This is a genomic window from Variovorax boronicumulans, from assembly GCF_040544675.1.
GTDB lineage: Bacteria > Pseudomonadota > Gammaproteobacteria > Burkholderiales > Burkholderiaceae_C > Variovorax > Variovorax boronicumulans_D.
Genome location: NZ_JBEPKK010000018.1, coordinates 63326 through 88372, shown reverse-complemented (window position 1 = coordinate 88372; position 25047 = coordinate 63326). Strand labels below are relative to the sequence as shown.

General features: G+C 62.9%; 24 protein-coding genes. 10 read left to right on the top strand and 14 right to left on the bottom strand.

Annotated features, from left to right (window positions below; genetic code table 11):
• The first annotated feature begins 97 nt into the window (after positions 1-97).
• Together ABIC90_RS24460 and ABIC90_RS24455 are read left to right on the top strand one after the other, a co-directional pair.
• Positions 98-1201 (top strand): CaiB/BaiF CoA transferase family protein, encoded by a 1104-nt coding sequence (locus ABIC90_RS24460; RefSeq protein WP_354358792.1) that lies wholly within the window; start codon positions 98-100, stop codon positions 1199-1201.
• A 31-nt stretch (positions 1202-1232) separates the two neighbouring features.
• Entirely contained in the window at positions 1233-2387 is a 1155-nt protein-coding gene (locus tag ABIC90_RS24455) for an acyl-CoA dehydrogenase family protein (RefSeq protein WP_354358790.1), read from the top strand.
• A 3-nt stretch (positions 2388-2390) separates the two neighbouring features.
• On the opposite strand, the gene ABIC90_RS24450 is transcribed toward ABIC90_RS24455, so the two are convergent.
• The 5 genes from ABIC90_RS24450 to ABIC90_RS24430 all read right to left on the bottom strand — a co-directional run bounded on the left by ABIC90_RS24450 (position 2391) and on the right by ABIC90_RS24430 (position 6061).
• Entirely contained in the window at positions 2391-2771 is a 381-nt protein-coding gene (locus ABIC90_RS24450) for a hypothetical protein (RefSeq protein ID WP_354358788.1), read from the bottom strand.
• Positions 2768-3619, bottom strand: coding sequence for an AP2 domain-containing protein (locus ABIC90_RS24445; protein WP_354358786.1), 852 nt, complete (start codon positions 3617-3619; stop codon positions 2768-2770). The genes ABIC90_RS24450 and ABIC90_RS24445 overlap by 4 nt, the downstream gene beginning before the upstream one ends.
• A gap of 209 nt (positions 3620-3828) precedes the next feature.
• Positions 3829-4437 (bottom strand): hypothetical protein, encoded by a 609-nt coding sequence (locus tag ABIC90_RS24440; protein ID WP_354358784.1) that lies wholly within the window; start codon positions 4435-4437, stop codon positions 3829-3831.
• Between the two features lie 3 nt (positions 4438-4440).
• Positions 4441-4851, bottom strand: coding sequence for a hypothetical protein (locus tag ABIC90_RS24435; protein WP_354358782.1), 411 nt, complete (start codon positions 4849-4851; stop codon positions 4441-4443).
• A 73-nt stretch (positions 4852-4924) separates the two neighbouring features.
• Complete coding sequence (locus ABIC90_RS24430; protein WP_354358780.1) at positions 4925-6061, bottom strand: nucleoside triphosphate pyrophosphohydrolase family protein; 1137 nt, start codon at positions 6059-6061, stop codon at positions 4925-4927.
• A 313-nt stretch (positions 6062-6374) separates the two neighbouring features.
• On the opposite strand from ABIC90_RS24430, the gene ABIC90_RS24425 reads away from it, so the two are divergent.
• Both ABIC90_RS24425 and ABIC90_RS24420 read left to right on the top strand, forming a co-directional pair.
• Positions 6375-7184 carry a dCTP deaminase domain-containing protein gene (locus tag ABIC90_RS24425; protein ID WP_354358778.1) on the top strand — a complete coding sequence of 270 codons (810 nt, stop codon included), beginning with the start codon at positions 6375-6377 and terminating at the stop codon, positions 7182-7184.
• A gap of 152 nt (positions 7185-7336) precedes the next feature.
• Positions 7337-8410, top strand: a complete 1074-nt coding sequence (locus ABIC90_RS24420) for a nucleotide kinase domain-containing protein (RefSeq protein ID WP_354358776.1) — start codon at positions 7337-7339, stop codon at positions 8408-8410.
• A 729-nt stretch (positions 8411-9139) separates the two neighbouring features.
• Here ABIC90_RS24420 and ABIC90_RS24415 read toward each other — a convergent pair.
• Positions 9140-11884, bottom strand: a complete 2745-nt coding sequence (locus ABIC90_RS24415; protein WP_354358774.1) for a LuxR C-terminal-related transcriptional regulator — start codon at positions 11882-11884, stop codon at positions 9140-9142.
• Positions 11885-11991: 107 nt separating this feature from the next.
• Between ABIC90_RS24415 and ABIC90_RS24410 the strand changes: the two genes are divergently transcribed.
• Positions 11992-12774 (top strand): SDR family NAD(P)-dependent oxidoreductase, encoded by a 783-nt coding sequence (locus tag ABIC90_RS24410; RefSeq protein WP_354358772.1) that lies wholly within the window; start codon positions 11992-11994, stop codon positions 12772-12774.
• Between the two features lie 26 nt (positions 12775-12800).
• On the opposite strand, the gene ABIC90_RS24405 is transcribed toward ABIC90_RS24410, so the two are convergent.
• From ABIC90_RS24405 to ABIC90_RS24395, 3 genes are all read right to left on the bottom strand, one after another.
• A complete protein-coding gene (locus tag ABIC90_RS24405; RefSeq protein ID WP_354358770.1) occupies positions 12801-13247 on the bottom strand; it encodes an SRPBCC family protein in 447 nt (148 codons plus the stop codon).
• Between the two features lie 209 nt (positions 13248-13456).
• Positions 13457-14251, bottom strand: coding sequence for a phosphodiesterase (locus tag ABIC90_RS24400; protein ID WP_354358768.1), 795 nt, complete (start codon positions 14249-14251; stop codon positions 13457-13459).
• Positions 14252-14320: 69 nt separating this feature from the next.
• Complete coding sequence (locus ABIC90_RS24395; RefSeq protein WP_354358766.1) at positions 14321-14992, bottom strand: nitroreductase; 672 nt, start codon at positions 14990-14992, stop codon at positions 14321-14323.
• Positions 14993-15158: 166 nt separating this feature from the next.
• On the opposite strand from ABIC90_RS24395, the gene ABIC90_RS24390 reads away from it, so the two are divergent.
• On the top strand, positions 15159-16799 hold the full coding sequence (locus ABIC90_RS24390) for a 3-(methylthio)propionyl-CoA ligase (protein WP_354358764.1): 1641 nt from the start codon (positions 15159-15161) through the stop codon (positions 16797-16799).
• Positions 16800-16826: 27 nt separating this feature from the next.
• On the opposite strand, the gene ABIC90_RS24385 is transcribed toward ABIC90_RS24390, so the two are convergent.
• Together ABIC90_RS24385 and ABIC90_RS24380 are read right to left on the bottom strand one after the other, a co-directional pair.
• Entirely contained in the window at positions 16827-17936 is a 1110-nt protein-coding gene (locus tag ABIC90_RS24385) for an AIR synthase-related protein (protein WP_354358762.1), read from the bottom strand.
• Positions 17937-18218: 282 nt separating this feature from the next.
• The gene (locus tag ABIC90_RS24380) at positions 18219-19250 is read right to left on the bottom strand and encodes a saccharopine dehydrogenase family protein (RefSeq protein WP_354358760.1); all 1032 of its coding nucleotides are present in this window, start codon (positions 19248-19250) and stop codon (positions 18219-18221) included.
• 149 nt (positions 19251-19399) lie between these two features.
• Between ABIC90_RS24380 and ABIC90_RS24375 the strand changes: the two genes are divergently transcribed.
• Positions 19400-20020 carry a TetR/AcrR family transcriptional regulator gene (locus ABIC90_RS24375; RefSeq protein ID WP_354358758.1) on the top strand — a complete coding sequence of 207 codons (621 nt, stop codon included), beginning with the start codon at positions 19400-19402 and terminating at the stop codon, positions 20018-20020.
• Between the two features lie 78 nt (positions 20021-20098).
• Here the strand turns inward: ABIC90_RS24375 and ABIC90_RS24370 are convergent, their stop codons facing one another.
• From ABIC90_RS24370 to ABIC90_RS24360, 3 genes are all read right to left on the bottom strand, one after another.
• On the bottom strand, positions 20099-20575 hold the full coding sequence (locus tag ABIC90_RS24370; protein ID WP_354358756.1) for a copper chaperone PCu(A)C: 477 nt from the start codon (positions 20573-20575) through the stop codon (positions 20099-20101).
• Between the two features lie 46 nt (positions 20576-20621).
• A complete protein-coding gene (locus ABIC90_RS24365; protein ID WP_354358754.1) occupies positions 20622-21239 on the bottom strand; it encodes an SCO family protein in 618 nt (205 codons plus the stop codon).
• Between the two features lie 110 nt (positions 21240-21349).
• Positions 21350-21700, bottom strand: a complete 351-nt coding sequence (locus ABIC90_RS24360; protein WP_354358844.1) for a DUF2946 family protein — start codon at positions 21698-21700, stop codon at positions 21350-21352.
• 134 nt (positions 21701-21834) lie between these two features.
• On the opposite strand from ABIC90_RS24360, the gene ABIC90_RS24355 reads away from it, so the two are divergent.
• The 3 genes from ABIC90_RS24355 to ABIC90_RS24345 all read left to right on the top strand — a co-directional run bounded on the left by ABIC90_RS24355 (position 21835) and on the right by ABIC90_RS24345 (position 25003).
• On the top strand, positions 21835-22356 hold the full coding sequence (locus tag ABIC90_RS24355) for a MarR family winged helix-turn-helix transcriptional regulator (RefSeq protein ID WP_354358752.1): 522 nt from the start codon (positions 21835-21837) through the stop codon (positions 22354-22356).
• Positions 22357-22429: 73 nt separating this feature from the next.
• The gene (locus tag ABIC90_RS24350) at positions 22430-22909 is read left to right on the top strand and encodes a hypothetical protein (protein WP_354358750.1); all 480 of its coding nucleotides are present in this window, start codon (positions 22430-22432) and stop codon (positions 22907-22909) included.
• Positions 22910-23011: 102 nt separating this feature from the next.
• Positions 23012-25003, top strand: a complete 1992-nt coding sequence (locus tag ABIC90_RS24345; RefSeq protein ID WP_354358748.1) for a hybrid sensor histidine kinase/response regulator — start codon at positions 23012-23014, stop codon at positions 25001-25003.
• Positions 25004-25047: the final 44 nt, after the last annotated feature.

Sequence of the window (25047 nt, the reverse complement as noted above, 5' to 3'; positions counted from 1 at the left end):
ATTCCCCGCATTCGTCGCTTCCGACGATGCACCCTCGCCGCCCCCGCGCCAAGATGCCCCTGCACCCTCAACCCCACAGGCTGACAGGAGACAACACATGGCAGGTCCGTTGCACGGCCTCCGGGTCATCGAGATGGCGGGCCTGGGCCCTGGCCCGTTCTGCGCGATGCTCTTCGCCGACATGGGCGCCGAGGTCGTGCGCATCGAGCGCCCCGGCACGCCCGCCGCGCCGCACGACATCCTCGCGCGCGGCCGCAGCACGCTGCAGCTGGACCTGCGCGCGCCTGGCGCGCAAGCGTCGGCGCTCGACGCCATCGCCAGGGCCGACGTGCTCATCGAGGGCTTCAGGCCCGGCGTGATGGAGCGCCTGGGCTTGGGCCCGGTCGAATGCCACGCGCGCAACCCGCGGCTGGTGTACGGCCGCATGACCGGCTGGGGCCAGCACGGCCCGCTGGCGCACGCGGCCGGCCACGACATCAACTACATCGCCCTCAGCGGCGCGCTGCACGCCGTGGGCCGCGCGGGCGAGCCGCCGGTGCCGCCGCTCAACCTGGTGGGCGACTTCGGCGGCGGCGCGATGCTGCTGTCCTTCGGCATCCTCGCCGCGCTGCACGAAGCCAAGGGCTCGGGCCAGGGCCAGGTGATCGATGCCGCCATGACCGACGGCGCGGCGCTCCTGTCTTCGATGATGTACGGCCTCAAGTCGGCCGGCCTGTGGAGCAACCAGCGCGGGGAGAACCTGCTCGACGGCGGCGCGCACTTCTACGACACCTACGCCTGCGCGGACGGCAAGTACGTGGCCGTCGGCGCCATCGAGCCGCAGTTCTATGCGCTGCTGCGCGAGCGCTGCGGCATCGCCGACGACACCGCCTTCGACGCCCAGATGGACGCCGACCGCTGGCCGCTGCTCAAGCTGCGCATGGCCGACCTGTTCCGCACCCGCACGCGCGACGAATGGTGCGTGCTGCTCGAAGGCAGCGACGCCTGCTTTGCGCCCGTGCTCGACTGGGACGAAGCCCCCGCGCATCCGCACAACCTGGCGCGCGGCACCTTCGCCAACGTGGGCGGCGTGGTGCAGCCCGCGCCCGCGCCGCGCTTCAGCCGCACCGTGCCGGTCATGCCGCCCGCCGTGGCGGCCGACGACGCCCACACCGTTCTGCGCCGCTGGGGCGCGGCCCCGGCGCATGATGCCAGCGCATGACACCGCCGACCCCACAAGAAAAGGAACCCCCATGCCCATCGACTTCCGCCGTTCCTGGAGCGATGAAGACCTGGCGCTCTACCGCGACAACGTGGTGCGCTTCGTCGAAACCGAAGTGCTCCCGCACGACGAAGAAGCCCGCAAGCGCGGCGACGTCGGCCATGCGGTGTGGCGCAAGGCCGGCGCGCTCGGCCTGCTGTGCGCCGACATCCCCGAGGACTACGGCGGCGCGGGCGGCGACTTCAGACACGAGGCCGTCATCTATGAAGAGATGAGCATCCGCGGCCTCACCGGCATGGCCACGTCGGTGCACACCATCGTCGCGCATTACGTCTTCAACCATGGCACCGAGGAACAGAAGCGCCGCTACCTGCCGCGCATGGCCAGCGGCGAGCTGGTGGGCGCCATTGCCATGACCGAGCCCGGCGCCGGCTCCGACCTGCAGGGCGTGCGCACCCGCGCCGAGAAGGTCGAGGGTGGTGGCGGCTATCTCATCAACGGCTCCAAGACCTTCATCACCAACGGCTACCTCGCCGGCCTGGTGCTGGTGGTGTGCAAGACCGACCCCGCGCAGGGCGCCAAGGGCACGTCGATCCTCATCGTGGAAACCGAGGGCTGCAAAGGCTTTCGGGTGGGCCGCGTGCTCGACAAGATCGGCATGAAGGCGCAGGACACCTCCGAGCTCTTCTTCGACGATGTGCGCGTGCCCGCCGATGCGCTGCTCGGCGGCCAGGAAGGGCAGGGCTTTTTCCAGCTGATGAGCGACCTGCCGTACGAGCGCACCATCATCGGCGTGAGCGCGCTCGCGGCCATGGAGGGCGCCTACCTGGCCACGCTCGACTACGTGCGCGACCGCAAGGCCTTCGGCAAGCCCGTAGCCGAGTTCCAGAACACCAAGTTCAAGCTCGCCGAAATCGCCACGCAGATCAAGGTGGGCCGGGCCTTCATCGACCGCTGCGTCGAAGACCTGGTCGCCGGCACGCTGGACACCGCCACCGCGTCCATGGCCAAGCTCTGGGCCACCGAGGCGCAGGGCCGCGTGATGGACGAATGCCTGCAGCTCTTCGGCGGCTACGGCTACATGAGCGGATACATGGTGGCGCGCATGTACGCCGACGCACGGGTGCAGCGCATCTACGGCGGCACCAACGAGATCATGAAAGAAGTGATTTCGCGGGCGCTGTGAAGCTCAGGTCAACCGGCGAATCTCCGCCCGCGCGATTTCGCGGTGGTGGTACGACGGCGAAATGCCGATGAAGCGCGTGTAGCGCTCCACCGCCGCCACGGTATTGCCCGTGTCTTCCAGCTCCAGTGCTTCGAGCATGAACTGGGTGAAGAGCTTGTTGGCGTCGGCCTCGCGGTCGGAGGCCGCGAGCGTCTTGGGGCGCAGCTCCGGGTGCAGCTCGAAGAGCTTGCGCTGCACTTCCATCACCTCGATGAGCGCGCGGCCCAGGTGCTCGATGTTCTCCGGAATCGGATCGAGCGCGGTGTCGTGCACTTCCGTGGCCGCCTGGTCCAGCAGATGAGAAGCCACCCGCAGCAGCTGATGAATCGGCTTGTGGTTCCTCATGGCCGGGCCGAGTGGCCGCTGGCCTCGCGCTGGAAGGAGTGCTCGCCCGATGCCTGCGGTTGTTGCCGTTGCTGATGTTGTGATGGCTGCGGCTGTCGCTGCTGCGTGTTCTCTTGCTGCTCGGCTTTCTTCAGCTTCTCGGCCAGCTGGCGCATGCGCTCGGCAATGGCCAGGCTCTTGGCCATGTCGTAGCCATGCTCCTTGACGGAGAACGCCTTGCACACGCTGCCCTTGCCGGTGGTGAAGGTGGTGGCCAGCCAGTAGCCCGGATGGCCTGGGTTGGGCATCTTGAACTGCACGCCGCTCACGCCGCTGGAATTGGTGCTGCGGGTGATCTCGGACTTGGAGCGCTTGGACGCGCGCGGCCCCGGCGGCTGCAGCGTCATGCCCTGGCGAATCGCTTCCTCGGCCGGATGCAGCCGCGCGAGGCCCGACATGCGGGCCAGCTGCTTTTCGCGCTCCTCGATGGCCAGCGCCAGCGCGGCATTGCCGACCGAATCGACCGGAAAGTCGGTGCGCAGGATCTCGTCCTGCCCGATGTAGGTCTTGGCCACCCAGGCCCGCACCCGCCCGCCCGCCGCCACCTGGCAGAACACGCCCGAGACGCCGGTGGTGTTGTTGACCCGCAGCTTTTCGGCCCGCGTGCGCCGCGCCACCGGCGGCACGCTGCGCACCACGGCGTCGCGCCAGTCCTGCGCCTGCAGCAGCGCCTGCTCCAGCCCGCCGTAGCTGGCCTTGCCGAACTGCCGGTAGTAGCGCGTGCCGTTGCGCACGAGCGAGACTTCAAAGCCCCAGGGACGTGGGGCAATGCCGTACATGGCGGCTGGGTTGGGGATACCTCTGGGCATTGCGATGCATGGCCTGTGCTTGTGTTGACAGGATGCTAGGCATGGGGGGGAGGGGGCGGTATCACCGGTTTCCGTAGTTCTAAGGATTCGAGAAACTGCGTAGATTTACCTAGATTGCACGGATGGAGCAATTTGGAGTGAACGCACGCACGCACATGCAATGCAAATTTCCGAGGCGCTTGTATCAGTGGGGATTTATTGACACATCGCTAAATAGGCGCTGGCCAAGAACCTGGACGCCCGCGGCAGCCTTTTAAGGAAATTGAACTAAACCAAGCGTATAAAGCTTGAGTAAAAGAGTCTGAAAAGATGGACCTGTGGGGTCGTCCACCCGGATAAAGACTGTCACCCTCAAAGTCTAAAAAAACGAGTGGTATTTTTAGTGCCGAGCCGCCCCAGTAGACAAAGTTTGAGGAAATCAAAACATTGTCAGAGCCGGTGTCTCTGTTTAGATTGCTGGTATTTAACTCACCGTGGTCAAGGCTGTGATGCGAATCCGCTTGAACCCAATTTTTCCCGTCCTTGTGGTAAATATTGTCTCCGTAGGCTCTTTTAAGACTACCGTTGAATGCCGGCCTTTTTGAAAAAAACCTTTCGTCGTTCCAGTACTGATCGAATGTCAGCTTTTCTTCAACTTGGAGTGCAAATATCAAATGATCAGCTAAGTTAAGTTCAGAGCTTCCACAACCAAAAACCAAGTCTCCCACCTTAGCGTGGGTGCGAACTTGAGGTTTGCAGGTTGCAAGCGTGCAAACCCCATTGAATGGATTGGGTGCGAATCCATAATCTCGAGTTAGTTTGTAAGAATAAACTCTCATCGGTCATTGGCATTTAATGCGTACCGGGATTTTTACATTAGGGACGCCGGTAATTTCCCAGACAACTTTTCCCCGAATAGCGGGGATGAGTTGATCCCCTGACGCGGAAACCACTGAATCAGCATGTTCGTCGAATAGAGGGGGGAGCGGAGTACCGCTCTCGAGAACCGCAATAATTTGTTTTGCCGTTGCATTCGCTTCCCCGACTCCTGCACCAAATTCGCCTGAAATGGGTTTCGAAGGGATCACAAAAATGCAAGAATCTGCTGATTCAATGCACTCAGCGAGTTCAGGTCGTATTGCTGGCGCTCCTGCTTGAGTTTGCTTAATTTCCTCAAGGGTTGCCTCTGTTGAGCAAACATTTAATCCCTCCGCTTCCAGTTCGGCGCGGACCTTATTTGCAACGCTTGCCATTTGGGCAATATATATTAAGCAAACATTATGTATATTCATTGTCCACCTCGATTTTGAAAGTTTTTTGAAATTATCAAGCGGGAGAAAATGTGAGGGAGTGATTTTTTAGATCAACTGAAAGTATTCCTTTGCGGTGCTCTTTGAGACTTCGAAATACGCGAAAGCCATCCAAAATTGCTCGCTCCCATTGCCATAGCGCACACCTTTCAACTTCATATCCGGAAATTAAATCTTTAATTGCCTTGAGTAAATCGTACTCGACTTGTGAGACGTTGCTGAATAAATTCAGTTCTAATCCCCTGGCAAATATAAATGTCGCAACTCCTTCTTCAATGATTATTGCACGCGCACCATCTTGATTTTCATCTAAGTTCGAGTCGCTTTTTCGTTTCAAATGAAGCAGAGCGCGCAGGACGGGTGACCACCCTAGATGAACGGCAAACGCAAAATGGAAAACATCATGAAATCGATAATCGTCAAATTCTTGCTTGTTATCAGTTAAGCGATCACCGATGATCAATTCGTTGCACCGCATGATTACATACGATTTTTCGGCGTGATCTTCTTCGCTAATAAATATTTCCATCTTCTCTGGAAATTCTTCATAGCTTTTGCCAGTAGAGTTGAATTTCGGTGGATAGGTGAAATCGATAGGCCAGCGGCTGTATGTTTTGTACAAATTCTCAAGTGCGGCATCTTCCAAGGAAATCCCCGAGGCATCGGCAGCCGAGATGATCGCGCGAAAAATTTCGACAAGGTGCGCAGATAGTTTGTCTCGATTTCTGTGAAACGCATCCCTGCGAAAATCATTTAAAAGATCGCCGACGCAGCCCGCTAAATCAGTAGCTCTCTTATTGAATTCGGTTTCGGAAATCGGGCCGTCTTGGATTGCTTGAATGTCCGCAAAGCTACCAAATTCGTGGCCGTACTCCACTTCGTCCCAGTCCTCTAGGTCGCGAAACATTCGCTGAGCTAAAACGACGAGTTCAAGTCCCCCTCGAGATGCCACATTTGCGAAATACCACAAGGTATCTCCAAGTTCTTCAACGACCGCCGATCGATATCTATCAAGAGAAGAGCCATCTCTATTCCTCTTTTTTAGAGCGCTGAGCAGGCTCCCGACTTCTCCAAAAAGCCCAAGAATAGGAAGTTCAAGGCCCTCCCCAGCAAGCCTATCTGTCTGTCGAGCAACTCGTTGATAGGCGTTCAAGCCAATAACCTTTCCATCCGATATTTCCGCGGGGAGTGTGACAAAGGGTCGGTTACTTAAAAATGATAGTTGAGTAAGAGGGGACATTGAGTGCATTCTGCGGTCCTCGAGACGACGGAGTCGCCGAATCCATTATGTGCGATTAAGATCCAGATAGGAAACCGCATCAATTTATCGGAATGACGGCTTGTTTATGGTTTTCCCTAAATTCTCTAGCTTGACTTGCAACTAATTGTCCTGTAGAGCGGTGTCCGACACATCCCATAAACGGGCTAGGCGAGTACGCCTTCCAAAGAAGATCGAGGAAAAAGCCATGACGTTTTGGAGCAGCCAGACACTTCATCAGCGTTTAGCAGAACTAGCGGAGCCGGCCGTTCCTGCATTGATAGATTGCAACGCCATACAACTGCGAGTGGGCGCGGAGGTTTATGTGACCCCCAGCGTTTCGGAAAGTAAGGAGCGGACAAAACGGCTTCTAGCTCAGAACGAGCCATTTTTAGTGCCTGCGGGGCAGTTCGCATTTTTGCTTACGGAGGAAATATTGAAGGTGCCCGTCGACGCAATGGCATTCATTTCCATGAAAGCGACGTTTAAATTAAAGGGTTTGGTCAATGTGTCTGGGTTCCATGTCGATCCTGGTTGGCATGGACCTTTGGTTTTTGCGGTGTTTAACGCGGGACCTCAACCAATCCATCTTCATCGTGGGTTGCCGCTATTTTTGATCTGGTATGCGGATTTAGATGCTCCTTCAGAAGACCATAAAAAGCATTCGGCCTCTTTGGTTATTTCGCCAGGGATTATTAGTAATCTTACCGGTGGTAGCGACTCGTTTGTTGATCTTAGTGCGCATCTTAAGGAGGAGGTTAAACGCCTGGAGGGAGATACCAAAGCGTTGAAGGAGCACGTCCACGAGCTAGGTAGAATTCATACCCGGACAGTGACAGTTTGTGTCGGACTGGCTAGCGTATTAGCCACGTTGATTGCACTTCTCATAGGTCCTGCGGTCAGCGCGTGGGGGAGATTGGTAATGCAGTCTGTAAAAGGAAGCGAGCCGGTTATAGCAGCACAACCGACCAATCCAACGCAGCCGAATCCGCTCGGAAAATCGTTGCCAATTAGGTAAAAAATTCAATTTGGCGATGCCCGTTGGCTCCATGTTGTTTGCTCGCAAGGGGTATGTGAATCTTCTTCGTAAAGCTGCAGCAGAACGCCTTTGCGTGCGAAAATTTGACCAAGCATGCGGTAAATCGTTGCAGTCTATTTCTAGAGAATTTTATGCCTCACATTAACTCGAACGCCCTAATTTTTGCTATCCGAACACCTCCGACGCCAACATACGTATTCGACACTTATTGGCGATTTGCGACAGAGCGGCAAGCAGTTTATTTTAGGCGATTCACAGATCGAACTGGCCCTTGGACAAACGACCCAATAATTTCGTCGCATCGATTTACAAATGCGTATCGAGCATCTGATCGTGTGAGTCAGTATTTAATTGGAGACGTGATCTATTCGGGTGATTTTGACGCGCGCAATACGGTTTTGAGAATTCTTTTGTTTAAATTATTCAACAAAATCGAAACCTGGGAGCTTTTGGAAGAAAAAGCTGGTGTTCTGGATGCGGCGAGTTTCAATGTGAGCAAATTGAACTCAATCCTGACAGATGCCATGCAGGCGGGAGAGAGGATTTATTCGGCGGCCTATATTATGCCGAGCGCATTGCGAATTGGGGAGTCAACCTATAAGCATAAAACTCACTTGGATTTGCTGGCTGCTGTTTTAAGAGATGGGATAATGGAGCGTATATTGACGGCCAAATCTTTTCAGGAGTTGTTTTTCGTATTGCGTGGATTACCTGGTATTGGCCCATTCTTGGCTTATCAGTATGCCATCGATCTTACATACAGCGAGTACTTCAATTTTAGTGAAGACGATTTTGTACAGCCTGGCCCAGGAGCATTGCACGGCTTGATGAAATGCTTTTCTTCGTTAGGTGACTACACACCCGCAGAAACTATTGAGTGGGTAAAAGATCGCCAAGACGCCGAGTTTGAGAGGCTGGGATTGAAATTTCCATCGTTGTGGGGGCGTCCTTTACATTTGATCGATTGCCAAAATCTGTTTTGCGAAACAGACAAGTATGCTCGCGTTGCTCACCCAGAATTTAGTGAGATGACAGGTCGCACGAGGATAAAGCAGAGGTTTTCTCCAAAAGGTGAATTGAAGGCTCCGCGATTTCCTCCAAAATGGAAGATAGACGTGAAATCTTCTCAGCAAAATGCCGAAACAAATATAATTTCTGGCGATCAAGTTGAGAGTTTCAGAGGGCAACAAGAGTTGCGATTTTGAGAGTCGTCTTTATCGGAAATATAATTTTGGAGAAGGCCGATGGATGCGTCAAAAATCGTTCGAGCTCTATCGCAGGTAGTTTTGCCTTCGGTTTTCAATCCTTATTGTCAAGTATGTCCAACGCATGATATTAAGAGCGCTGCAAGTTGCCGTCGAGGCAATTTAAGAAGCTACCTAAGTGCCTTCCAAGAATCGGGAGTAGATACGATGTGGATGGGGCGAGATTTAGGCTATCGTGGCGGACGACGAACAGGCTTGGCATTCACGGATGAAGCGCACTTGGCCCGAGTGTGTAGCGTATATTCAGGGGCAAACGCAAATAAAGCAACTCGCACTCCTGCCGTTGCTGAAAGAACCGCATCTGAAGTCTGGAGAATAATTTCTAGCCTCAAAGATCCCCCGTTATTGTGGAACGTATTTCCGCTTCATCCACATGAAGCAGAACATAGTTTTACTAATCGAAAATTCAGTTCTTCTGAATTAAAAAGAGTCGATGATATTAATGCGGAGCTATTTGCTTGGCTGAATATTCGCCGAATTGTTGCCGTCGGCGTCGACGCGACTCGATATTCGGCGCGCTTTGGCTTGAAAATATTTCCAGTGAGGCATCCGAGCTATGGTGGACTTGTGCAATTCCGGAAGGATATGCGTGTTATATATCCGCCCAGATCTGTAATTAGATAGATAGGGACGGGTTTTACTACCAATCGACCCAATCGTTAAAAGACGCTATCTAATCACCCCCACCCTCCGCCCAATCGCCACCGCCTGCGTCCGACTCTTCGCATCCAGCTTCATATTGATATTACGCAGATGCGTGCGCACCGTGCTGTCCGACACGAACAGCTTCTCCGCCATCGCGGCGTTCGAATATCCCTCGGCCAGCAGCTGCAGCACGCGAATCTCCTTGCGCGTCAGCGGCTCCTTGAGCCCATCCCCTGAAAGAGCCGGCTCCGCGTCCACAGCCCCCATCGCCTGCAGCAGGCGCTGGAGATAGTCCGCCAGGATCGGATCACCCCGCGACGAAGGGGAAGCAGCAACAGCGGCACTCTCCTGCATCGCGGCAGCATTCGCCACCCGCTGCACCAATGCGCCCACTGCCGGCCCTTCATCCAGGATGAGCCGCACAAACCCTTCCTGGCTCGCCACCGCCAGCACCGCCCCCATCTCTTCCACAGCCGACGCCACATCACCAGCCCGCTGCAGCGCCATGGCCCGCAGCACGCGCAGCTTCAACACCCGCCGATGTCGGGTCGCCGCCAAAGCCGCCTGAATCTCGGCGTCCAGCACCGCCACCGCACCCCGCGCATCGCCGAACGCAATCTCCCACCGCGCCTTCGCCAGCGCCAGGTAGTCCAGGTCGTGGGCGGGCAATCGCTGCCGGCGCTCGCGCTCCCACAGGGCCGGGTCGTCGTCCGCGCGCGCCAGTTCGTCGCGTGCCGCGGGGCCGTTGCCCTGCAGCAGCAGCATGCGCGAGCGCTCCAGCTTGGCGCCGGCCACCACGCGCGGCAGCTGCCGCTGGTGGCCCAGGTATTCGAGCTCGGTCAGCGCCTGCATGGCGGCATCGATGTCGCCCGCGCAGAACGCAATGCGCGAGCGCATCACATGGCTCAGGATCATGTGGTCGGGCAGCCCCACGTCGCGCGCGAGCGGCAGATACACGTTCAGCAGGTGGCCGGCCTGCAGCAGCTGGTTCGATTCGTACACCACGCCCGCATACAGCACGCCCGCCCACGCGTTGCCGTGGCTGTGGTTGTAGGACACCGCATGCGTGGTGTCGACGGCCATCCGCAGCCGCGCGCTGGCCTGCCGCAGTCGGCCTTCCTGCAGGTCGAACAGGCCCGCGAGCGATTCGGTGTACATGCGGTTGAACGTGCTGTCGCCCTGCGCGCGGCGCGCCGCGTCGAGCAGGCGCTGCGCCTCGTGCGGGTCGCCGCGCACGGCCAGGATGTTGGCCATGGCGTTGAGCAGCACGCTGTCGGCAAAGGCCAGGCCGGTGGGCATGCGCGCCAGGCTGGCGCGGCCGGCTTCGTAGGCTTCGTCGTGCTTGTCCTGCATGGCCAGCAGCAGCGGCACCAGCGCGTGGGCGCTGGCCCGCACTTCGGGAATGGCGCTGTCGATGCAGCCCGATTGCGCCAGCATCTGCATCGCCTCCCACGGCCCGCGCGTGAAGCAAACGGCCCACAGCGCGATGGGTTGCAGAAACGGGTGCGCGCGCAGGCGGTGGCTGGGGATGGCCGCAAACCAGCGCGCGAGCATGCGCATGCGGCCCTGCTCCAGAAATTGTCCGGCGTAGCTGTCGAGCAGGGTCAGCGCATGCGGATGGTCGCCGCCCTCGATCGCGTGGTCGATGGCGGGCACGGGGCGGTCCTGCGATTCGTACCAGCCCGAGGCCGCCAGGTGCAGCCGCGCGATCTCGCCGGGCAGCTCGCGCGCGAGCTGTGCGCGCAGGAAGTCGGCGAACAGGCTGTGATAGCGCCACGCGCGGCCGTCGCCGCTCACCGGTGTCAGAAAGAGATTGGCCGCGGCCAGTTGCTCCAGCATGGCGGCGCTGTCGATGCGCGGGTTGAGCGCCTGGCACACCGAGGCGTCGAGCTGCCGCAGGATGCTGGTGCGCAGCAGAAAGTCGCGTATCTCCGGCGGCTGGTGCGCGAGCACGTCTTCGGCGAGGTAGTCGGCCACCGCGCGGTCGGAGCCCGAGAAGCGCTCCACAAAACCGGTCGCGGTGCCGTGCCGCTCCAGCGCCATCGACGCGAGCCAGATGGCGGCGACCCAGCCTTCGGTCTTGTGGTGCAGCTGGGAGAGCAGGTCGGCGGGCAGGGCGTGCGGGCCTTGGGGTGCGCCAGGTGCGTTCGATGCGTTGGCCTGCCGCAGCCCGAAGAAGGCGGCGGTTTCTTCGAGCGTGAAGCGCAGGCGGTCGGTGTCTATCTCCACCAGCTGGCCGCGAGCGCGCAGCCGCCCCAGGCCGAGGTCGGGCAGGCTGCGCGAGCCGATCACCAACTGCCCGCGGCGCGGCAGGTGCTCGATGATTTCTCGCACCAGGCCCAGCACGGCGGGCTCCTGCACCACCTCGAAGTCGTCCAGGAACAGGGTGAAGGGCGAGTCGTGCGCGGCCAGCGCATCCAGCGCGGCCACGGCGTCGAACGGCCCGCCGGTGCGCGGCTCTTCCACGCCCAGGCGCAGCGCGGCTTCGGCCAGGCAGTTGAGGAAGCGCGAGACGTCGTTGTCGGCGCGGTCCAGCGTGAGCCATGCGGTGCCGGTGCCTTGTGCCTCCATGCGCTCGCGCATCTGCGCCATGGCGGTGGTCTTGCCGAAGCCGGCCGGCGCGCGCACCAGCACCAGCTTGACGGCGGCCGCGGCAACTTCTTGCGCGATGGCGTTGCGCGGCACCTGCGTGGCCACAAAGGCCGGCGGGTTGAGCTTGGTCTCCAGGATCCGGGGAGCGGAAGGCAAAGGGGCAGAAGAAGAAGGCATCGCAAACGGGGAGTGAGCGCCTTGAAATTCCGTCGCTTCCGACGATTCCGGCAGGCGATTCTGCTTCCTAAACTGCCTGCCAACAATCCATCCGGAGACACCTCAAGATGCAACTCGATGCCAGTATTTCCGCCGTCGTCACCGGCGGCGCCTCGGGCCTGGGCGCGGCCACCGCGCGCCGCCTGGCCGGACACGGCGTGAAGGTCGCGCTGTTCGACCTCAACGCGGAACAGGGCGAAGCGCTCGCCAGGGAACTGGGCGGCGTGTTCTGCCAGGTCGACGTCACCTCCGACACGCAGGTCGATGCGGCCTTCGCCAAGGCCCGCGCCGCGCACGGGCAAGAGCGGGTGCTGGTCAACTGCGCGGGCACCGGCAACGCGGTCAAGACCGCGAGCCGCGACAAGACGACGGGCGAGATCAAGCACTTTCCGCTCGCCAACTTCGACCGCATCATCCAGATCAACCTGGTGGGCACCTTCCGCTGCATCGCCAAGTCGGCGGCCGGCATGCTCACGCTCGACATGCTGCAGGACGGCGAGCGCGGCGCCATCGTCAACACCGCGTCGGTGGCGGCGCAGGACGGGCAGATGGGGCAGGCGGCCTACACCGCGTCGAAGGCGGGCATTGTCGGCATGACGCTGCCGATCGCGCGCGACCTGATGGGCGAGGGCATCCGCGTGAACACCATCCTGCCGGGCATCTTCGACACGCCGCTGCTGCAGGGTGCGCCCGACAACGTGAAGGCCGCGCTGGCCGCATCGGTGCCGTTTCCGAAGCGGCTGGGCAACCCGTCGGAGTACGCGACGCTGGCGGAGCTGATGATCACCAACGGGTATTTCAACGGCGAGAGCGTGCGGCTGGATGGGGCCATTCGCATGGCGCCGCGCTGAGGGCGAGCCGGCGCTGCCTTTGTTGCCTACCCCTCGATATCGGGCTCGACCAGCCTTGCGAGGTTCTGCAGCGACTCCTGCCAGCCCAGATAGCACCCGTCCAGCGGAATGACCGAGGGCAGGCCTTCCTGCACGATGCTCAGCTCGGTGCCGACCGAGACTTGCTTTAACGTGACCGTGACCTGGATTTCGCCAGGCAGGTTGGGGTCGTCGAAAGTGTCGGTGTAGCGCAGCAGTTCGTTGGGCACCAGTTCCAGGTACTCGCCGCTGAACGCGTGGCTCTGGCCGGTGGTGAAGTTGGTGAACGACATCTTGTATTTGCCGCCCACCCTGGCGTCCATCGCATGGACCTTGCCGGTGAAGCCATTGGGCGGCAGCCACCGCGCCTTGGCATCGGCGTCGAGGAATGCGCGGTAGACCTTCTCGGGCTTCGCGGCGAAGACGCGGTGCAGTCGGACTGTGTGGGTGCTCATGCTTGTTGTCGCCTTTCCGTGGGGTTGACGTGATTGCCGGCGAAGGGTCTGACGATTCGCGCGCCATGTCGATCCGTATCCGGCGTGTTCGTGCATGCACCGGGTGTTCCGCAGCGGCGTTGCTCCAGTGCATTCTGCCTGCGCGGTTGTCGTCGGCCCGCCGCCTTGTCGGGGCTCGTGGCGTCATGGCGCGAATCGCGCGCAAACCCTCACGCAAACGGATACGGCCCGTCCATCCCCCCGATGTGGCTCACATGGCTGACCATGCCATGCGTCGCATCCCACAGGTGCAGCATGCACGCCGGCCGCCCCAGGTACGACGCCGGCGCCACACCGGGCGCGAGCTGCAGCGCGATCTCGGTCGTGCTGCTCGGGCACGAACACACGACCGTTCCAGCCCAGCGCTTGAGCATCGTGCGATGCACATGCCCGCAGAGCAACAGCTCGATGTTGCTTGCGCTGCGCACGATGGCTTCGAGCGGTGCCGTGTCGATGTACCGGTAGCTGTCCATGTAGGGAATGCCGCTCACGAAGGGCGGGTGGTGCAGCATCAGCAGCGTGGGCTTCTCGCGGTCGGCTTCCAGCGTGCGCTGCAGCCATGCAAGGCCCTCGGCATCGACGTGCCCGTGGTGAAGACCGGGAATGCACGAGTCGAGCGCGACGATGCGCACCGGGTGCGTGTCGATGCAGTAGTGCAGTGCACCCGTGGCGGGCAGGTAGGCGTGGTCGGCGAAGGCTGCGCGAAAGTTCTCGCGATGGTCGTGGTTGCCGGGGATGACGAGGTACGGAATCGCGAGGTGCATCAGCAGGCGGCGGACCTCCGCGTACGCCTCGGGCCGGCCGTCATCGGCCAGGTCGCCGGTCAGCAGCACCAGGTCGGGCCGGCGGTCGAGCCCGTGCAGGTGGTCGATGGCCTCGGCGAACATCCGGTTCGAATCGGCCACGCCCTGGTACAGCTGGCCGGCGGGCCGGACATGGGGGTCGGAGATCTGGGCGATGAGCATGGGGCAACGTAGAGCGGGGTGGTTCCACACATCAAGCAGGAACCGTTCCCTGCATTGATGCAACACCGCTCAGATGCCGACGAACTCCGCCACCTCTGCGAGCGGCGCACGCTCCGTCACCAGCCCATCGAGCGCCGCGCTCCGGTCCGCATACCCGATGGCCATGCCGGTGAACAGCATTCGCTCGGGCGGGAGTTCGATGAAGCGGCCGATGGTCTGCGGGTACATCGCCCAGCATTCCTGCGGGCAGCTGTCGAGGCCTTCGGCGCGCAAGAGCAGCATCACGCTCTGCAACATCATCCCCAGGTCGGACCATTGCGGCGGCCCCATGCGCCGGTCCACCGTGCAGAACAGCGCCAGCGGCGCGCCGAAGAACTGGTAGTTGCGCGCAAACCAGTCGCGCCGCGCGGCCTTGTCTTCGCGCGGAATGCCAAGGCGCGCATACATCGCCTCGCCGACCGCGAAGCGGCGGTCGCGATAGGGCGCGACCAGTTCGCGCGGGTAGATGTCGTACTCGCTGCCTTCGCCGGCCGGCGCCTCTTGCACGCGGGTGCGCATGAGGGCCTTGAGTTCATCGAGCCGGTCGCCGCCCACCACATGCAGGTGCCAGGGCTGCAGGTTGCCGCCCGAAGGTGCGCGCAAGGCCGCCTGCAGCACGCGGCGGATGACCTCGGGGGCGACGGGCTTGGCCAGAAACGCGCGCACCGATCGGCGGCTTTCAACGGCTTCGTACACGTTCATGCTTTGGCTTTCATTCAGGGGCGTCCATGATGCTCGACGAAGGTTCATCCTAGGTGCAAGTTCCGGCCGCTCAATCGTCCGTTCCGACGATGTGGGCATCGGGGCGCCCTGCCACCATCCGGCCGACCGCCGGAACAGAAGATTCACCGCACAGGAGACAAGACCCATGTTCGGACTGATGCAAGACCGCCCGCTGATGATCTCGTCGCTCATCGATCACGCGGCCACTTTCCACCCGCATGCCGAGATCGTGGGGCGCACGGTCGAAGGGCCGGTGCATCGAACCAACTACGCGGAGGTGCAGCGTCGGTCCAAGCAGGTCGCCCATGCGATGAAGGTGCTGGGCGTCGAGCCGGGGGACCGCGTGGGCACGCTGGCATGGAACACCTGGCGGCACCTCGCGCTGTACTTCGGCGTGTCGGGCACCGGCGCGGTGCTGCACACGGTGAACCCGCGTCTCTTTCCGGAGCAGATCGACTACATCGTCAACCATGCCGAAGACAAGGTGCTGTTCTTCGACACCACTTTCGCGCCGCTGGTCGAAAAGCTCGCGCCGCAACTCAGGAGCGTGCGCGCCTTCGTCGCCATGACCGACCGCGCGCACATGCCCGCCATCGACGTGCCGCATCTGCTGTGCTACGACGAGCTGGTGGGCGCACAGAGCGAGGTCTACACATGGCCAGAGTTCGACGAGCGCACTGCTTCGTCGCTTTGCTACACCTCGGGCACCACGGGCAACCCCAAAGGCGTCTTGTATTCGCACCGTTCCACCGTGCTGCATTCGCTGATGGAATGCGCGCCCGACACCTTCGGCGTCAACTCGCAGATGACGCTGCTGCTCGCGGTGCCCATGTTCCATGCCAACGCCTGGGGCATGCCGTACGCAGCGGCCATGACCGGCGCCAAGCTCGTGATGCCCGGCCCGCACATGGACGGCCAGAGCCTGTACGAGCTGATGCGCGACGAGAAGGTCGGCTTCTCGCAGGCGGTGCCCACCATCTGGCTCATGCTGTTCCAGTACTTCGACGCGCACCCCGACATCGACACGCGCGCCATCGGGCTCAAGCGCATCGGCGTGGGCGGCGCCGCCACGCCGCGCAGCATGATCGAGCGCTTCGAGCGCGACTTCGGCGCCGACTTCGTGCAGGGCTGGGGCATGACCGAAACCAGCCCCATCGGCGTGATCGGCAACCTGCTGCCCAAGCATGCGTCGATGCCCAAGGAAGAACAGGTGCGCGTGAAGATGCGCCAGGGCCGCGGCGTGTGGGGCGTGGAGCTGAAGATCGTCGGCGAAGACGGCCAGCGCCAGCCGCACGACGGCAAGGCCTTCGGCCACCTGCATGTGCGCGGGCCGTGGATTGCAAGCGGCTACTTCAAGAGCGAGGGCGGGGCGGTGCTGGACGCCGAGGGTTTCTTTCCGACGGGCGATGTCGCCAACATCGATGAAGACGGCTACGTGCAGCTGGTCGATCGCGCCAAGGACGTCATCAAGTCGGGCGGCGAATGGATCTCGTCCATCGACCTGGAGAACGCCGCGAGCGCGCACCCGGCGGTGGCCGAGGCGGCGGTGATCGGCATCGCGCACCCCAAGTGGCAGGAGCGCCCGCTGCTCATCGTGGTCAAGCGCGCGGGGGCGGCGGTGACGGGCGAGGAGCTGCTCGCCTTTCTGTCGCAGCGCGTGGCAAAGTGGTGGTTGCCAGACGACGTGGCTTTTGTGGAGAGCCTGCCGCATACGGCCACCGGCAAGCTGCTGAAGACCAAGCTGCGGGAGCAGTTCAAGGGCTACGTCGCCGCGAAATCCGTTTGACTGCGGCTCGAACTTTCCGAAGCGTGCCTACGCGCGAACGTGCAGTTCATCCGCCGCATAGGTCACGCCCAGCGGCTCGATCACCACGCTTTTTGCGCCCGCTTCCACCCGCCCCGCGACCCATGCGGCAACGCCCAGGCCGCGCGCGATGCGGGCCACTTCTTCGGCCTGCTCCTTGGCCACGTAGAGCGCAAAGCCCGCACCCATGTTGAGGCTGCCATAGGCCTCGTGGTCGTCGATGCCCGCGTGTTCCTGCATGAAGCGCAGCACCGGCGGCACGTCGGGCAGCGTGTGGATGCGGTAGGTGAACTCGCCCGCGTGGCGCATGAGCTTGCGCCAGCCGTGGCCCGTGATGTTGGCGATGTAATGCGGCACGATGCCTGCGGCAAAGAGCGCTTCGGTCACGGGCACATACAGCGTTGTCGGATCCAGCAGCGATTCGCCGTACGTGCGCCCGTCGGGCAGCAAGCTGGCGTAGCCGTCGGGCAGCCGCTCGACCAGCTTGCGCGCCAGGCTCACGCCGTTGGCGTGGATGCCGCTGGAGGCCAGCAGCACGATGGCGTCGCCGTTGCCCATCTTCTCGCCGAGCGTCAGGCGCTCGCGCGAGGGCACGATGCCCACCGACGATGCGGCCAGGTCGATGCGGCCGGCCTCGACCACACCCGCGAGCGCCGGCGTTTCGCCGCCGCCCCAGCTGACCTTGCACACGTCACAGGCCTTGCGCCAGCCTTCGACCAGGTCGTGCATGCGTTCTTCGTCCGCAAACCAGTCGCTGCCGCCGGCTGCCCAGTAGGCGTGCACCGAAAGCGGCGTGGCGCCGACGGTGATCAGGTCGTTGACGGCCATTGCGATGGTGTCTTGCGCAATCGTGTCGTAGTGCGTGCGACCACTGATCGCGCGCACCGCGTCGGCGACGAGGGCCTTGGTGCCCAGGCATTCCGTGATCGAGGCGATGAAGCGGCCGTCGATTTCCATCACATAGGCGGACTCGCCGCGCGAGCCTGCCACTTCGGCCACGCCGTGCGCGGCAAGGTTGGCACCGGTTGCGCTGGCGGACCTTTGCGCCAGCAGCTTGAGCGGGTCGATCTTGTTGTAGTCGACGCCTGCAGCCGAGTAGTCAAGTGGTGGGTGTGTCATGGCAAGGGGCTTTCTGGTTGCGGCGAATCATAGTTCCGCCGTTCTGGAACAGCCTTTCGGCCAAGCGCAGGTCGAAGTCAGTTGGATGACTTGTTAGATTTTTCTGTGGACAACTCTGTGGGTTGCCTGAGGAGGTGAGTGCGCGAAGCGAGGATTGACGGGGCTTTCCACCACATTGCCTGTTGAACAGGCAGGGGGCTCAGCGGTGGGAAAAAGAGATGACTTCGAAGCGGTTGTATGAGGGAAAGCGTGGTAGCGGCAGAGAAGGTTTCGCGCGGTTTTTCAACCCAGTGCGAACGACAGATGCGCAGGGCTGAGCGACGCCAGAAAATCTTTTGCATCGAAGGCCTCGCCGGCGGTGAACACACCGCCCGCCCTCGCATCGCCGCCGAGCACGCGCGCGAGTGCCTCCACGACCAGCGGCGCGCTGAACGCATAGATGTCCCGCCCGCTGGCAGCGGCGGTGCGGCGCTCGCTGCCTCGGCGCACCACCACTTCGACAACGAAGGTCTGCGATGAGCGGCCGCTCTCGTCGCTGGCCTTCGGTGCCTCCTGGCCCGGTGCGCTCAGGTCCTTGACCGCCACCGCCGTCATGTACGAGCGGATCTCGGGCACCTTCAGGTGGCGCGCGATCGTCACCGAGTCGGCCATGGTGAATTCAGCGATGACCGGCTGCGTGCCCAGGGGCGCGGGAAACGTCCACTCGGCCGTCGGCGCGGGGCCTGTGACGTACGAGATCTTTCCGTTTGCGAACACGACCCGTCGACCGTCGCGCCGCTGCCTCGACACCTGCCCCGCGACCAGGGTGCCGGGCGTGGGCAACCAGCTGTCCAGGCCGTAGGCAATGGAAATTTCGTCGGCCGAATCCCAGTCGCCCATGGCCGCGGTTGCCAGCAGATCGCCCAGCCCGCCATAGAACGCAACGGCATGCACCACCGCAACGCCGGCCTCGCGGGCGCGCGCATCGAAGTGCGCGAAGGTGTCGATGTTGGCTTCGACTTCGGCCGCGATGTCCAGATACGGAATGCGTGCGCGCAGCGCGGCTTCGATCAGCGGCGCGGCGGTGCTGGCGAAAGGGCCCGCGCAGTTGATGACCGCCGCGGCGCTCGTCAACGCACGGTCCAGCGATGCAGCTTCATCGACCGATGCAGGCCGCACTTCGAGCCCTGCATGCCTGGCTGCCAGCGCGTTCAGTTTGTCGGCGTCGCGGCCCGAAAGGATGGGCATGAAGCCGCGCTCGCGCAGCGCCGACACGACGAAGCGCCCGGTGTGCCCGTAGGCGCCGTAGACGAGCACGGATGGATTCGATGGCATGTGAAGAACTCCTGCGGCAGAGACATCTGCCGCAAAACGCTACAGATCTGTACTCCCCTTGGGCGAGCTTAGAGTACAGATCTGTAGCGTGTCAAGTAAACTCCGGCTGCGTGCGGATGGCACGCCCTTCGATCCCTGGAGCACATGCAATGACCCGACGCAATTCCATCGCTGCCGAAGCCGTTGCGGCGGCAGGCGAGCCCGCAGCATCCGGCGCGCGGGCGCGCGTTCTCGAAACCGCCGCGCAGCTTTTTTACCGGGAGGGCGTGAGGGCGGTGGGCGTCGACCTGGTGGTCGAGCGCTCGGGCGTTGCCAAGACCAGCCTCTACCGGCACTTCACGACCAAGGACGATCTGGTCGTTGCATTTCTGGAGCAGGAAGATGCGGCGTACTGGCGCGACTGGGATGCGATTTCTGCAAAGCACGAGGGCGATGCAGGCGCGGAACTGAAGGCGCATCTGCGCTGGATCGCTCGCCACATCGCAACGCCTGCGTACCGCGGATGCCCTTTTCTCAACGTGGCCACCGAGTTCCCGGAGCCTGCGCATCCCGCTCGCGCGGTGGCCTTGCGCAACAAGGTCGAGCTGCATCGCCGGCTCCACGCGCTGACCAAGCGCATCGGTGCGCGCAAGCCCGCGGAGCTGGCCGATCAGCTGGTGCTGCTGATCGACGGTGCCTACATGAACGGCCAGCGGCTGGGCAAGAAGGGCCCGGTGCATGCGCTGGAGACGGCGGGGCTCGCGTTGATCGAGGCTGCCCGAAGCCGATGAATTGATGGGGCGTGAGGCCGGTGCGTGCCGGCCCTTGCGCCAAGTCGCGCCAAGTCGCGCCAAGTCGCCCAGCGTCGCTCAGTGCTTGTGATCGCCGTGCGCAGTCGCCGGTTTGGCCGACGCATTCAAGGCACGCACCGGTGCCTTCACCTCCAGCGATTCGCGCTTGCCGTCCTTGCCTTCGAACACCAGCGTGAGCGGCACCGTGTCGCCTTCCTTCACTTGCTGCTTCAGGTCGAGCAGCATCACGTGATAGCCGCCGGGCTTGAGCTCGACGGTCTTGCCCGCGGGCAGCGCGACCGAGGGCACCTGGCGCATGCGCATCACGCCGTCCTGCACGGCCATTTCGTGGACTTCGACGACAGGCGTGACGGGCGAGCTGGCGGACACCAGCTTGCTGTCTTGCGGCGCGCTGATCTGCATGAATGCGCCGGTGGCCTGCTGCTTGGGCACGGTGGCGCGGACCCAGGCGTCCTTGACGGTGACTTGCGCATAGGCGGTGCTCACGAGGAACGAGGCGGCCGAGAGGGCGAGGATGCGGGCGATGGGGGTCATGAGAGATCTCCTTGGATGGAACTGAATCGGGTGAATGGTTGAAAAGTCAGGCGCTGGTCTGCAGGATCTTGCGCAGGTCGTCTGCGCATTCCTGCGCGCTTTGTTCGTGGCGCAGCACCAGCCGGATTTTTCCGGCCGGATCGAACACGTAGCTGAAGGTGGAGTGGTCCATGGTGTACGACGAGCCGGTGGGCACCTTTTTATAGAAGACCTTGAAGGCCTTGGCGGTTTCGCTGGTCGTCTTGAGGTCGCCGTAGAGCCCGATGAAGCTGGGGTCGAAGGCCTGGGTGTAGGCCTTGAGCACCACGGGCAGGTCGCGCTCGGGGTCCACGGTGACGAACACCACCTGAAGGCGCTCGCCGTCGGCGCCGAGCATGCGACGGATTTCGGCGGCGCGCACCAGCGCGGTGGGACACACGTCGGGGCATTGGGTGAAGCCGAAGAACAGCATCACCGCCTTGCCTTTGAAGTCGGCCAACGTGCGCTCGTGGCCGTCGGCGTCGGTGAGCCGAAAGTCCTGCGCGTAGTTGGCGCCGGTGAGGTCGATGCCGTTGTAGCGCACGGGAAGCACCTTGTCGCAGGCGGCGAGCGACAGGGCGGCGAGGCTGCCGCCTGCAATGAGCAGATGGCGGCGAGAAATTGGCAATGGGCCTGGAATGTGCATGAAAGCTCTCTGGCGTGCGCGCAATGCGCCTACGCATGAATGGCTGGAACGCGCCATGCGGCATGCCCTTTAACGGCAGCCTCGCATGCGCAATAAAAACCTGAAGCGATTCAGCAGAGGGCGGGAGGCCCGCGCGCCGGCAGCGGCGCCGCGGCGACGGCCGCGATGTGCGTGTGCGCTGCCTGCGCGACGGCGTGGTCCACAGGCGCGGCCGTGGCCGGCGAGACAACCGGCGCGGCAGGCGGCGCGCCGCCGAGCATGCACAGCGGGCAGTCCAGGTGGCCGGCGCCCAGTTCGTGCACGCCGTCGTCGGTGTGCACGATGGCCTTGACCGAACCGCTGGCCGAGCAGACCAGTTCCATCGACAGCGGGTGCACCAGCGGCGAGGCAATGGCCGCGCCCAGCGACAGCGCAAACCACAGCAGTGCCCAGCGGATCACCGCCACGCCCGGGCGCGGCATGCCCGTGCGGGCGGCGGGCCTGTGCGGTGCGGTGTGGAAGCGGAGGAGCATCGCGGCGGATTATCGGCGACATGCCCTCCGGCGCATGTCCGGCTGACCGTGCGGTCTTGGTGCCGCAAGGACAATGCCGGCACATGGCCGATCCGTCTTCTTCTTCTCCATCTTCTTCCGCTTGCGCCGATACCGCTGCGCATCCCGCCTTCGACCTGGAGCGCGTCGCCAGCCTCGGCATGCGCGCGTTGCATCCGCAGGACGGCGCGCTGCTGCTCATGCACTTCGCGCACCGCGGTCTGGTGAAGGAGGCCGATGCCTTCCTTGCCGAGCACGGGCTCTTGCGCGTGCATCGCCGCGTGCTTTATGCGGTGGCGCGTGCCGACGGGCTCTCGGCCGGCCAACTGGCCGAGTTGCTGGGCGTGGGCAAGCATGTGCTGCAGGGGCCGATCAAGCTGCTGCAGGACCAGGGCTTCATCGTCGCGGAGCGCGACCCCGCGCAGCATCGCGCCAAGAAGCTGTGGCTCACGGTGCGGGGCGCGCGCATCGAGGAGCAGGCGACCGCGCGCGAGCGGCAGGCGATGGAGGCGGCGCAGATCGGGACTTCATTGGACGAGCAGGCGGGCTGGCGCAAGATCCTGACGGTGCTCGCGCGGATGGCTTAGGCCGTTCGGACGACTACTCTTGTTCGGCGCGCGGATGAAGAATCTGCGGTTTTCGGCTTCCCGGAGCGCAGCGATGTCCCTGACCTTCCACGACGGAACGAACCCGCTTTATCGGAACTACAGCAGGCACCGCGCCTGGAACGATACGAGCCTGCTTCGCCTGAACCCGCGGCGCTCCTACGACCGGCTGTTGACCGGCACCTACAACACCGAGGCCAAGATCAGGGAGCTGTTCGGCCGGCCCGCTGCGCAGAACTGCCGACCCGGCGGCGTCGGGGCGAGCAAGCTGGGCGACTACGTGGGCTCTGCGGAGCGGGACGTGATCATCATCAAGGGCCTGCACCAGTGGGTCGAGAAGGTGGGCACGGGGACCGCCCGGTGGGGCTCCGACTTCAAGCTGCACCTGAGCTTCGGCCTGGACGGCCAGCTGTGGCACCTTTACGCCACCTATTTCTCGGACAACGAGAGGATCACGCTCACCAGCGAATGCTCGGCGGGCGAACGCGTGACGGCCATCGACCACGAGGGCTTTGCCAGGCAGAAGCGCAGGTAGGCTTCGGCCCGCTTCATTTCGAGCGGCGCGCTTACAGCCTGGGACGATGCGCTGGCGCTCGCAGGGCGGCGCCGGGCGCAGGTCCGCATGCAGAATCGAAAGATGCCCCCGCCCCCTCTCATCGAACGGTTGTTTCAGGCCCTCACGGGTCGGTATCTCGTCGTCAGGCCGGACGCCGGCTTCACGATCGTCGCTGCCAGCGCTGAATTTCTGGCGACCACGCGCACCGACGCATCGATCTTCGGGCGCGCGTTGTTCGATGTGTTTCCGGGGGACCCGCTTGTTGACAGCGCGAGCAATCTGCACGCCGCGCTGCGGCATGTGTTGGACTCCCGCTCGCCCCACAGGGTGGAGAGTCAGCGCTACGACCTGGCGTTGCCGCAGGCGATGGGCGGCGGGTTCGAAAAGCGCTGCTGGAACATCCTCAGCACGCCGGTTGCGGGCGACGACGGCGAGATCGAATTCATCGTCAACCACGTGGAGGAAGCGTCGTCGGCCACGCACCACAGCCACGGCATGCTGGAGAGCCTCACCGAGGAAGCCAGAAAGTCGCAGGCCGAGCGCGAGCGGCTCATCGACGAATCGCAGACGCAGCGGCGCATCTACGAGACCGCGTTGAACAGCACGCCCGACTTCGTCTACGTGTTCGACCTGGACCACCGAGCGCTGTATGCCAACGACGCGTTGCTGCAGACCTGGGGCGTGCAGGACGTGCGCGGCAAGCGCTGGACGGACCTGGGCTACGAGCAGTGGCACGCCGACCTGCACGACTCCGAAATCGACCGCGTGATCGCCACGCGCGCGCCGATCCGCGGGGAGATTCCTTTCACCGGCACCAACGGCACGCGCGTGTACGACTACATCTTCGCGCCCGTGCTGGGTGCCGACGGCGAAGTGGTCGCCATTGCGGGCACCACGCGCGACATCACCGAGCGGCAGGCCGCGGACCAGTCGGTGCGCGAGCAGGCCGAGCGGCTGGCGCAGGCGGACCGCGCCAAGGACGAGTTTCTGGCCACGCTGTCGCACGAGTTGCGCAACCCGCTGGCGCCGCTGCGCATGGCCATCGAAGTGCTGCGCCGCACGGGCAATTCCGATGCGCGCTCGGAGCGGCTGCACGCCATGATGGACCGGCAGATCAGCTACATGATCCGGCTGGTCGAAGACCTGCTGGAGATGTCGCGCATCAGCCGGGGCGCGCTGTCGCTGCGCAAGGAACGGGTGGACGTGGCGAGCGTGATCGCCAGCGCCGTGGAAACCAGCGACCCCTTGATCAAGGCGGCGGGCCACACGCTCGCCGTGACGCTGCCGGAGGTGCCGCTGCAACTGGAAGGCGACCCCGTGCGGATGGCGCAGATCGTGGCCAACCTGCTGAACAACGCGGCCAAGTACACCGAAGACAAGGGGCGCATTTCGGTGACTGCGGCGTGCGAAGACGATTGCGCGGTGATCCGGGTGCAGGACAACGGCATCGGCATTGCGGCCGAACTGCAGCCCCGGCTGTTCGAGATGTTCAGCCGCGGCGACCGCTACAGCGCGCGCCACCAGGCGGGCCTGGGCATCGGGCTGGCCCTGTCGCGCCGGCTGGCGCAGATGCACGGCGGCACCTTGTCGATGCGCAGCGACGGGCTGGGGCAGGGCAGCGAGTTCACCCTGCGCCTGCCGCTCGCGCAGGCCCTGCCGGCCGCGGAGGCTGCGGCAGCCCCGGCGACCGCGACGCTGGGACACATCGAGATCCTGCTCATCGACGACAACCGCGACGCTGTGGACACGCTGGCCATGGTGCTGGAGTCGCTCGATGCACGGGTGCGCGTGGCCTACGACGGCGTGCACGGCCTGGAGGTGCTGGCGGCATGGAAGCCCGATGTGGTGCTGCTGGACATCGGCATGCCCGGCATGAACGGCTACGAGGTCGCCAAGGCGATCCATCGGCTGTTTCCGGTGGCGCCTCCGACGCTGGTGGCGTTGACGGGCTGGGGGCAGGAGGACGATCGCCGCCGGTCGCGGGAAGCGGGCATCGACCACCACCTGGTCAAGCCGGCCGACCTGGAGGCGTTGCAGCGCTTGCTGGGGACGCTGGAAAGAAAAAAGCCCTAAGTGGTGATTACTTAGGGCTTTTTGACTTCCGCAGGGGGCTGAGA

What these genes read in the sequence shown, in the direction of transcription:
- ABIC90_RS24390 (WP_354358764.1), top strand. Translation starts at nt 15,159, where the DNA reads ATGTTCGGACTGATGCAAGACCGCCCGCTGATGATCTCGTCGCTCATC.
- ABIC90_RS24425 (WP_354358778.1), top strand. Translation starts at nt 6,375, where the DNA reads ATGACGTTTTGGAGCAGCCAGACACTTCATCAGCGTTTAGCAGAACTA.
- ABIC90_RS24370 (WP_354358756.1), bottom strand. Translation starts at nt 20,575, where the DNA reads ATGACCCCCATCGCCCGCATCCTCGCCCTCTCGGCCGCCTCGTTCCTC.
- ABIC90_RS24365 (WP_354358754.1), bottom strand. Translation starts at nt 21,239, where the DNA reads ATGCACATTCCAGGCCCATTGCCAATTTCTCGCCGCCATCTGCTCATT.
- ABIC90_RS24455 (WP_354358790.1), top strand. Translation starts at nt 1,233, where the DNA reads ATGCCCATCGACTTCCGCCGTTCCTGGAGCGATGAAGACCTGGCGCTC.
- ABIC90_RS24400 (WP_354358768.1), bottom strand. Translation starts at nt 14,251, where the DNA reads ATGCTCATCGCCCAGATCTCCGACCCCCATGTCCGGCCCGCCGGCCAG.
- ABIC90_RS24405 (WP_354358770.1), bottom strand. Translation starts at nt 13,247, where the DNA reads ATGAGCACCCACACAGTCCGACTGCACCGCGTCTTCGCCGCGAAGCCC.
- ABIC90_RS24410 (WP_354358772.1), top strand. Translation starts at nt 11,992, where the DNA reads ATGCAACTCGATGCCAGTATTTCCGCCGTCGTCACCGGCGGCGCCTCG.
- ABIC90_RS24355 (WP_354358752.1), top strand. Translation starts at nt 21,835, where the DNA reads ATGGCCGATCCGTCTTCTTCTTCTCCATCTTCTTCCGCTTGCGCCGAT.
- ABIC90_RS24445 (WP_354358786.1), bottom strand. Translation starts at nt 3,619, where the DNA reads ATGCCCAGAGGTATCCCCAACCCAGCCGCCATGTACGGCATTGCCCCA.
- ABIC90_RS24360 (WP_354358844.1), bottom strand. Translation starts at nt 21,700, where the DNA reads ATGCCGCGCCCGGGCGTGGCGGTGATCCGCTGGGCACTGCTGTGGTTT.
- ABIC90_RS24385 (WP_354358762.1), bottom strand. Translation starts at nt 17,936, where the DNA reads ATGACACACCCACCACTTGACTACTCGGCTGCAGGCGTCGACTACAAC.
- ABIC90_RS24380 (WP_354358760.1), bottom strand. Translation starts at nt 19,250, where the DNA reads ATGCCATCGAATCCATCCGTGCTCGTCTACGGCGCCTACGGGCACACC.
- ABIC90_RS24395 (WP_354358766.1), bottom strand. Translation starts at nt 14,992, where the DNA reads ATGAACGTGTACGAAGCCGTTGAAAGCCGCCGATCGGTGCGCGCGTTT.
- ABIC90_RS24450 (WP_354358788.1), bottom strand. Translation starts at nt 2,771, where the DNA reads ATGAGGAACCACAAGCCGATTCATCAGCTGCTGCGGGTGGCTTCTCAT.
- ABIC90_RS24350 (WP_354358750.1), top strand. Translation starts at nt 22,430, where the DNA reads ATGTCCCTGACCTTCCACGACGGAACGAACCCGCTTTATCGGAACTAC.
- ABIC90_RS24420 (WP_354358776.1), top strand. Translation starts at nt 7,337, where the DNA reads ATGCCTCACATTAACTCGAACGCCCTAATTTTTGCTATCCGAACACCT.
- ABIC90_RS24435 (WP_354358782.1), bottom strand. Translation starts at nt 4,851, where the DNA reads ATGGCAAGCGTTGCAAATAAGGTCCGCGCCGAACTGGAAGCGGAGGGA.
- ABIC90_RS24375 (WP_354358758.1), top strand. Translation starts at nt 19,400, where the DNA reads ATGACCCGACGCAATTCCATCGCTGCCGAAGCCGTTGCGGCGGCAGGC.
- ABIC90_RS24440 (WP_354358784.1), bottom strand. Translation starts at nt 4,437, where the DNA reads ATGAGAGTTTATTCTTACAAACTAACTCGAGATTATGGATTCGCACCC.
- ABIC90_RS24460 (WP_354358792.1), top strand. Translation starts at nt 98, where the DNA reads ATGGCAGGTCCGTTGCACGGCCTCCGGGTCATCGAGATGGCGGGCCTG.
- ABIC90_RS24345 (WP_354358748.1), top strand. Translation starts at nt 23,012, where the DNA reads ATGCCCCCGCCCCCTCTCATCGAACGGTTGTTTCAGGCCCTCACGGGT.
- ABIC90_RS24415 (WP_354358774.1), bottom strand. Translation starts at nt 11,884, where the DNA reads ATGCCTTCTTCTTCTGCCCCTTTGCCTTCCGCTCCCCGGATCCTGGAG.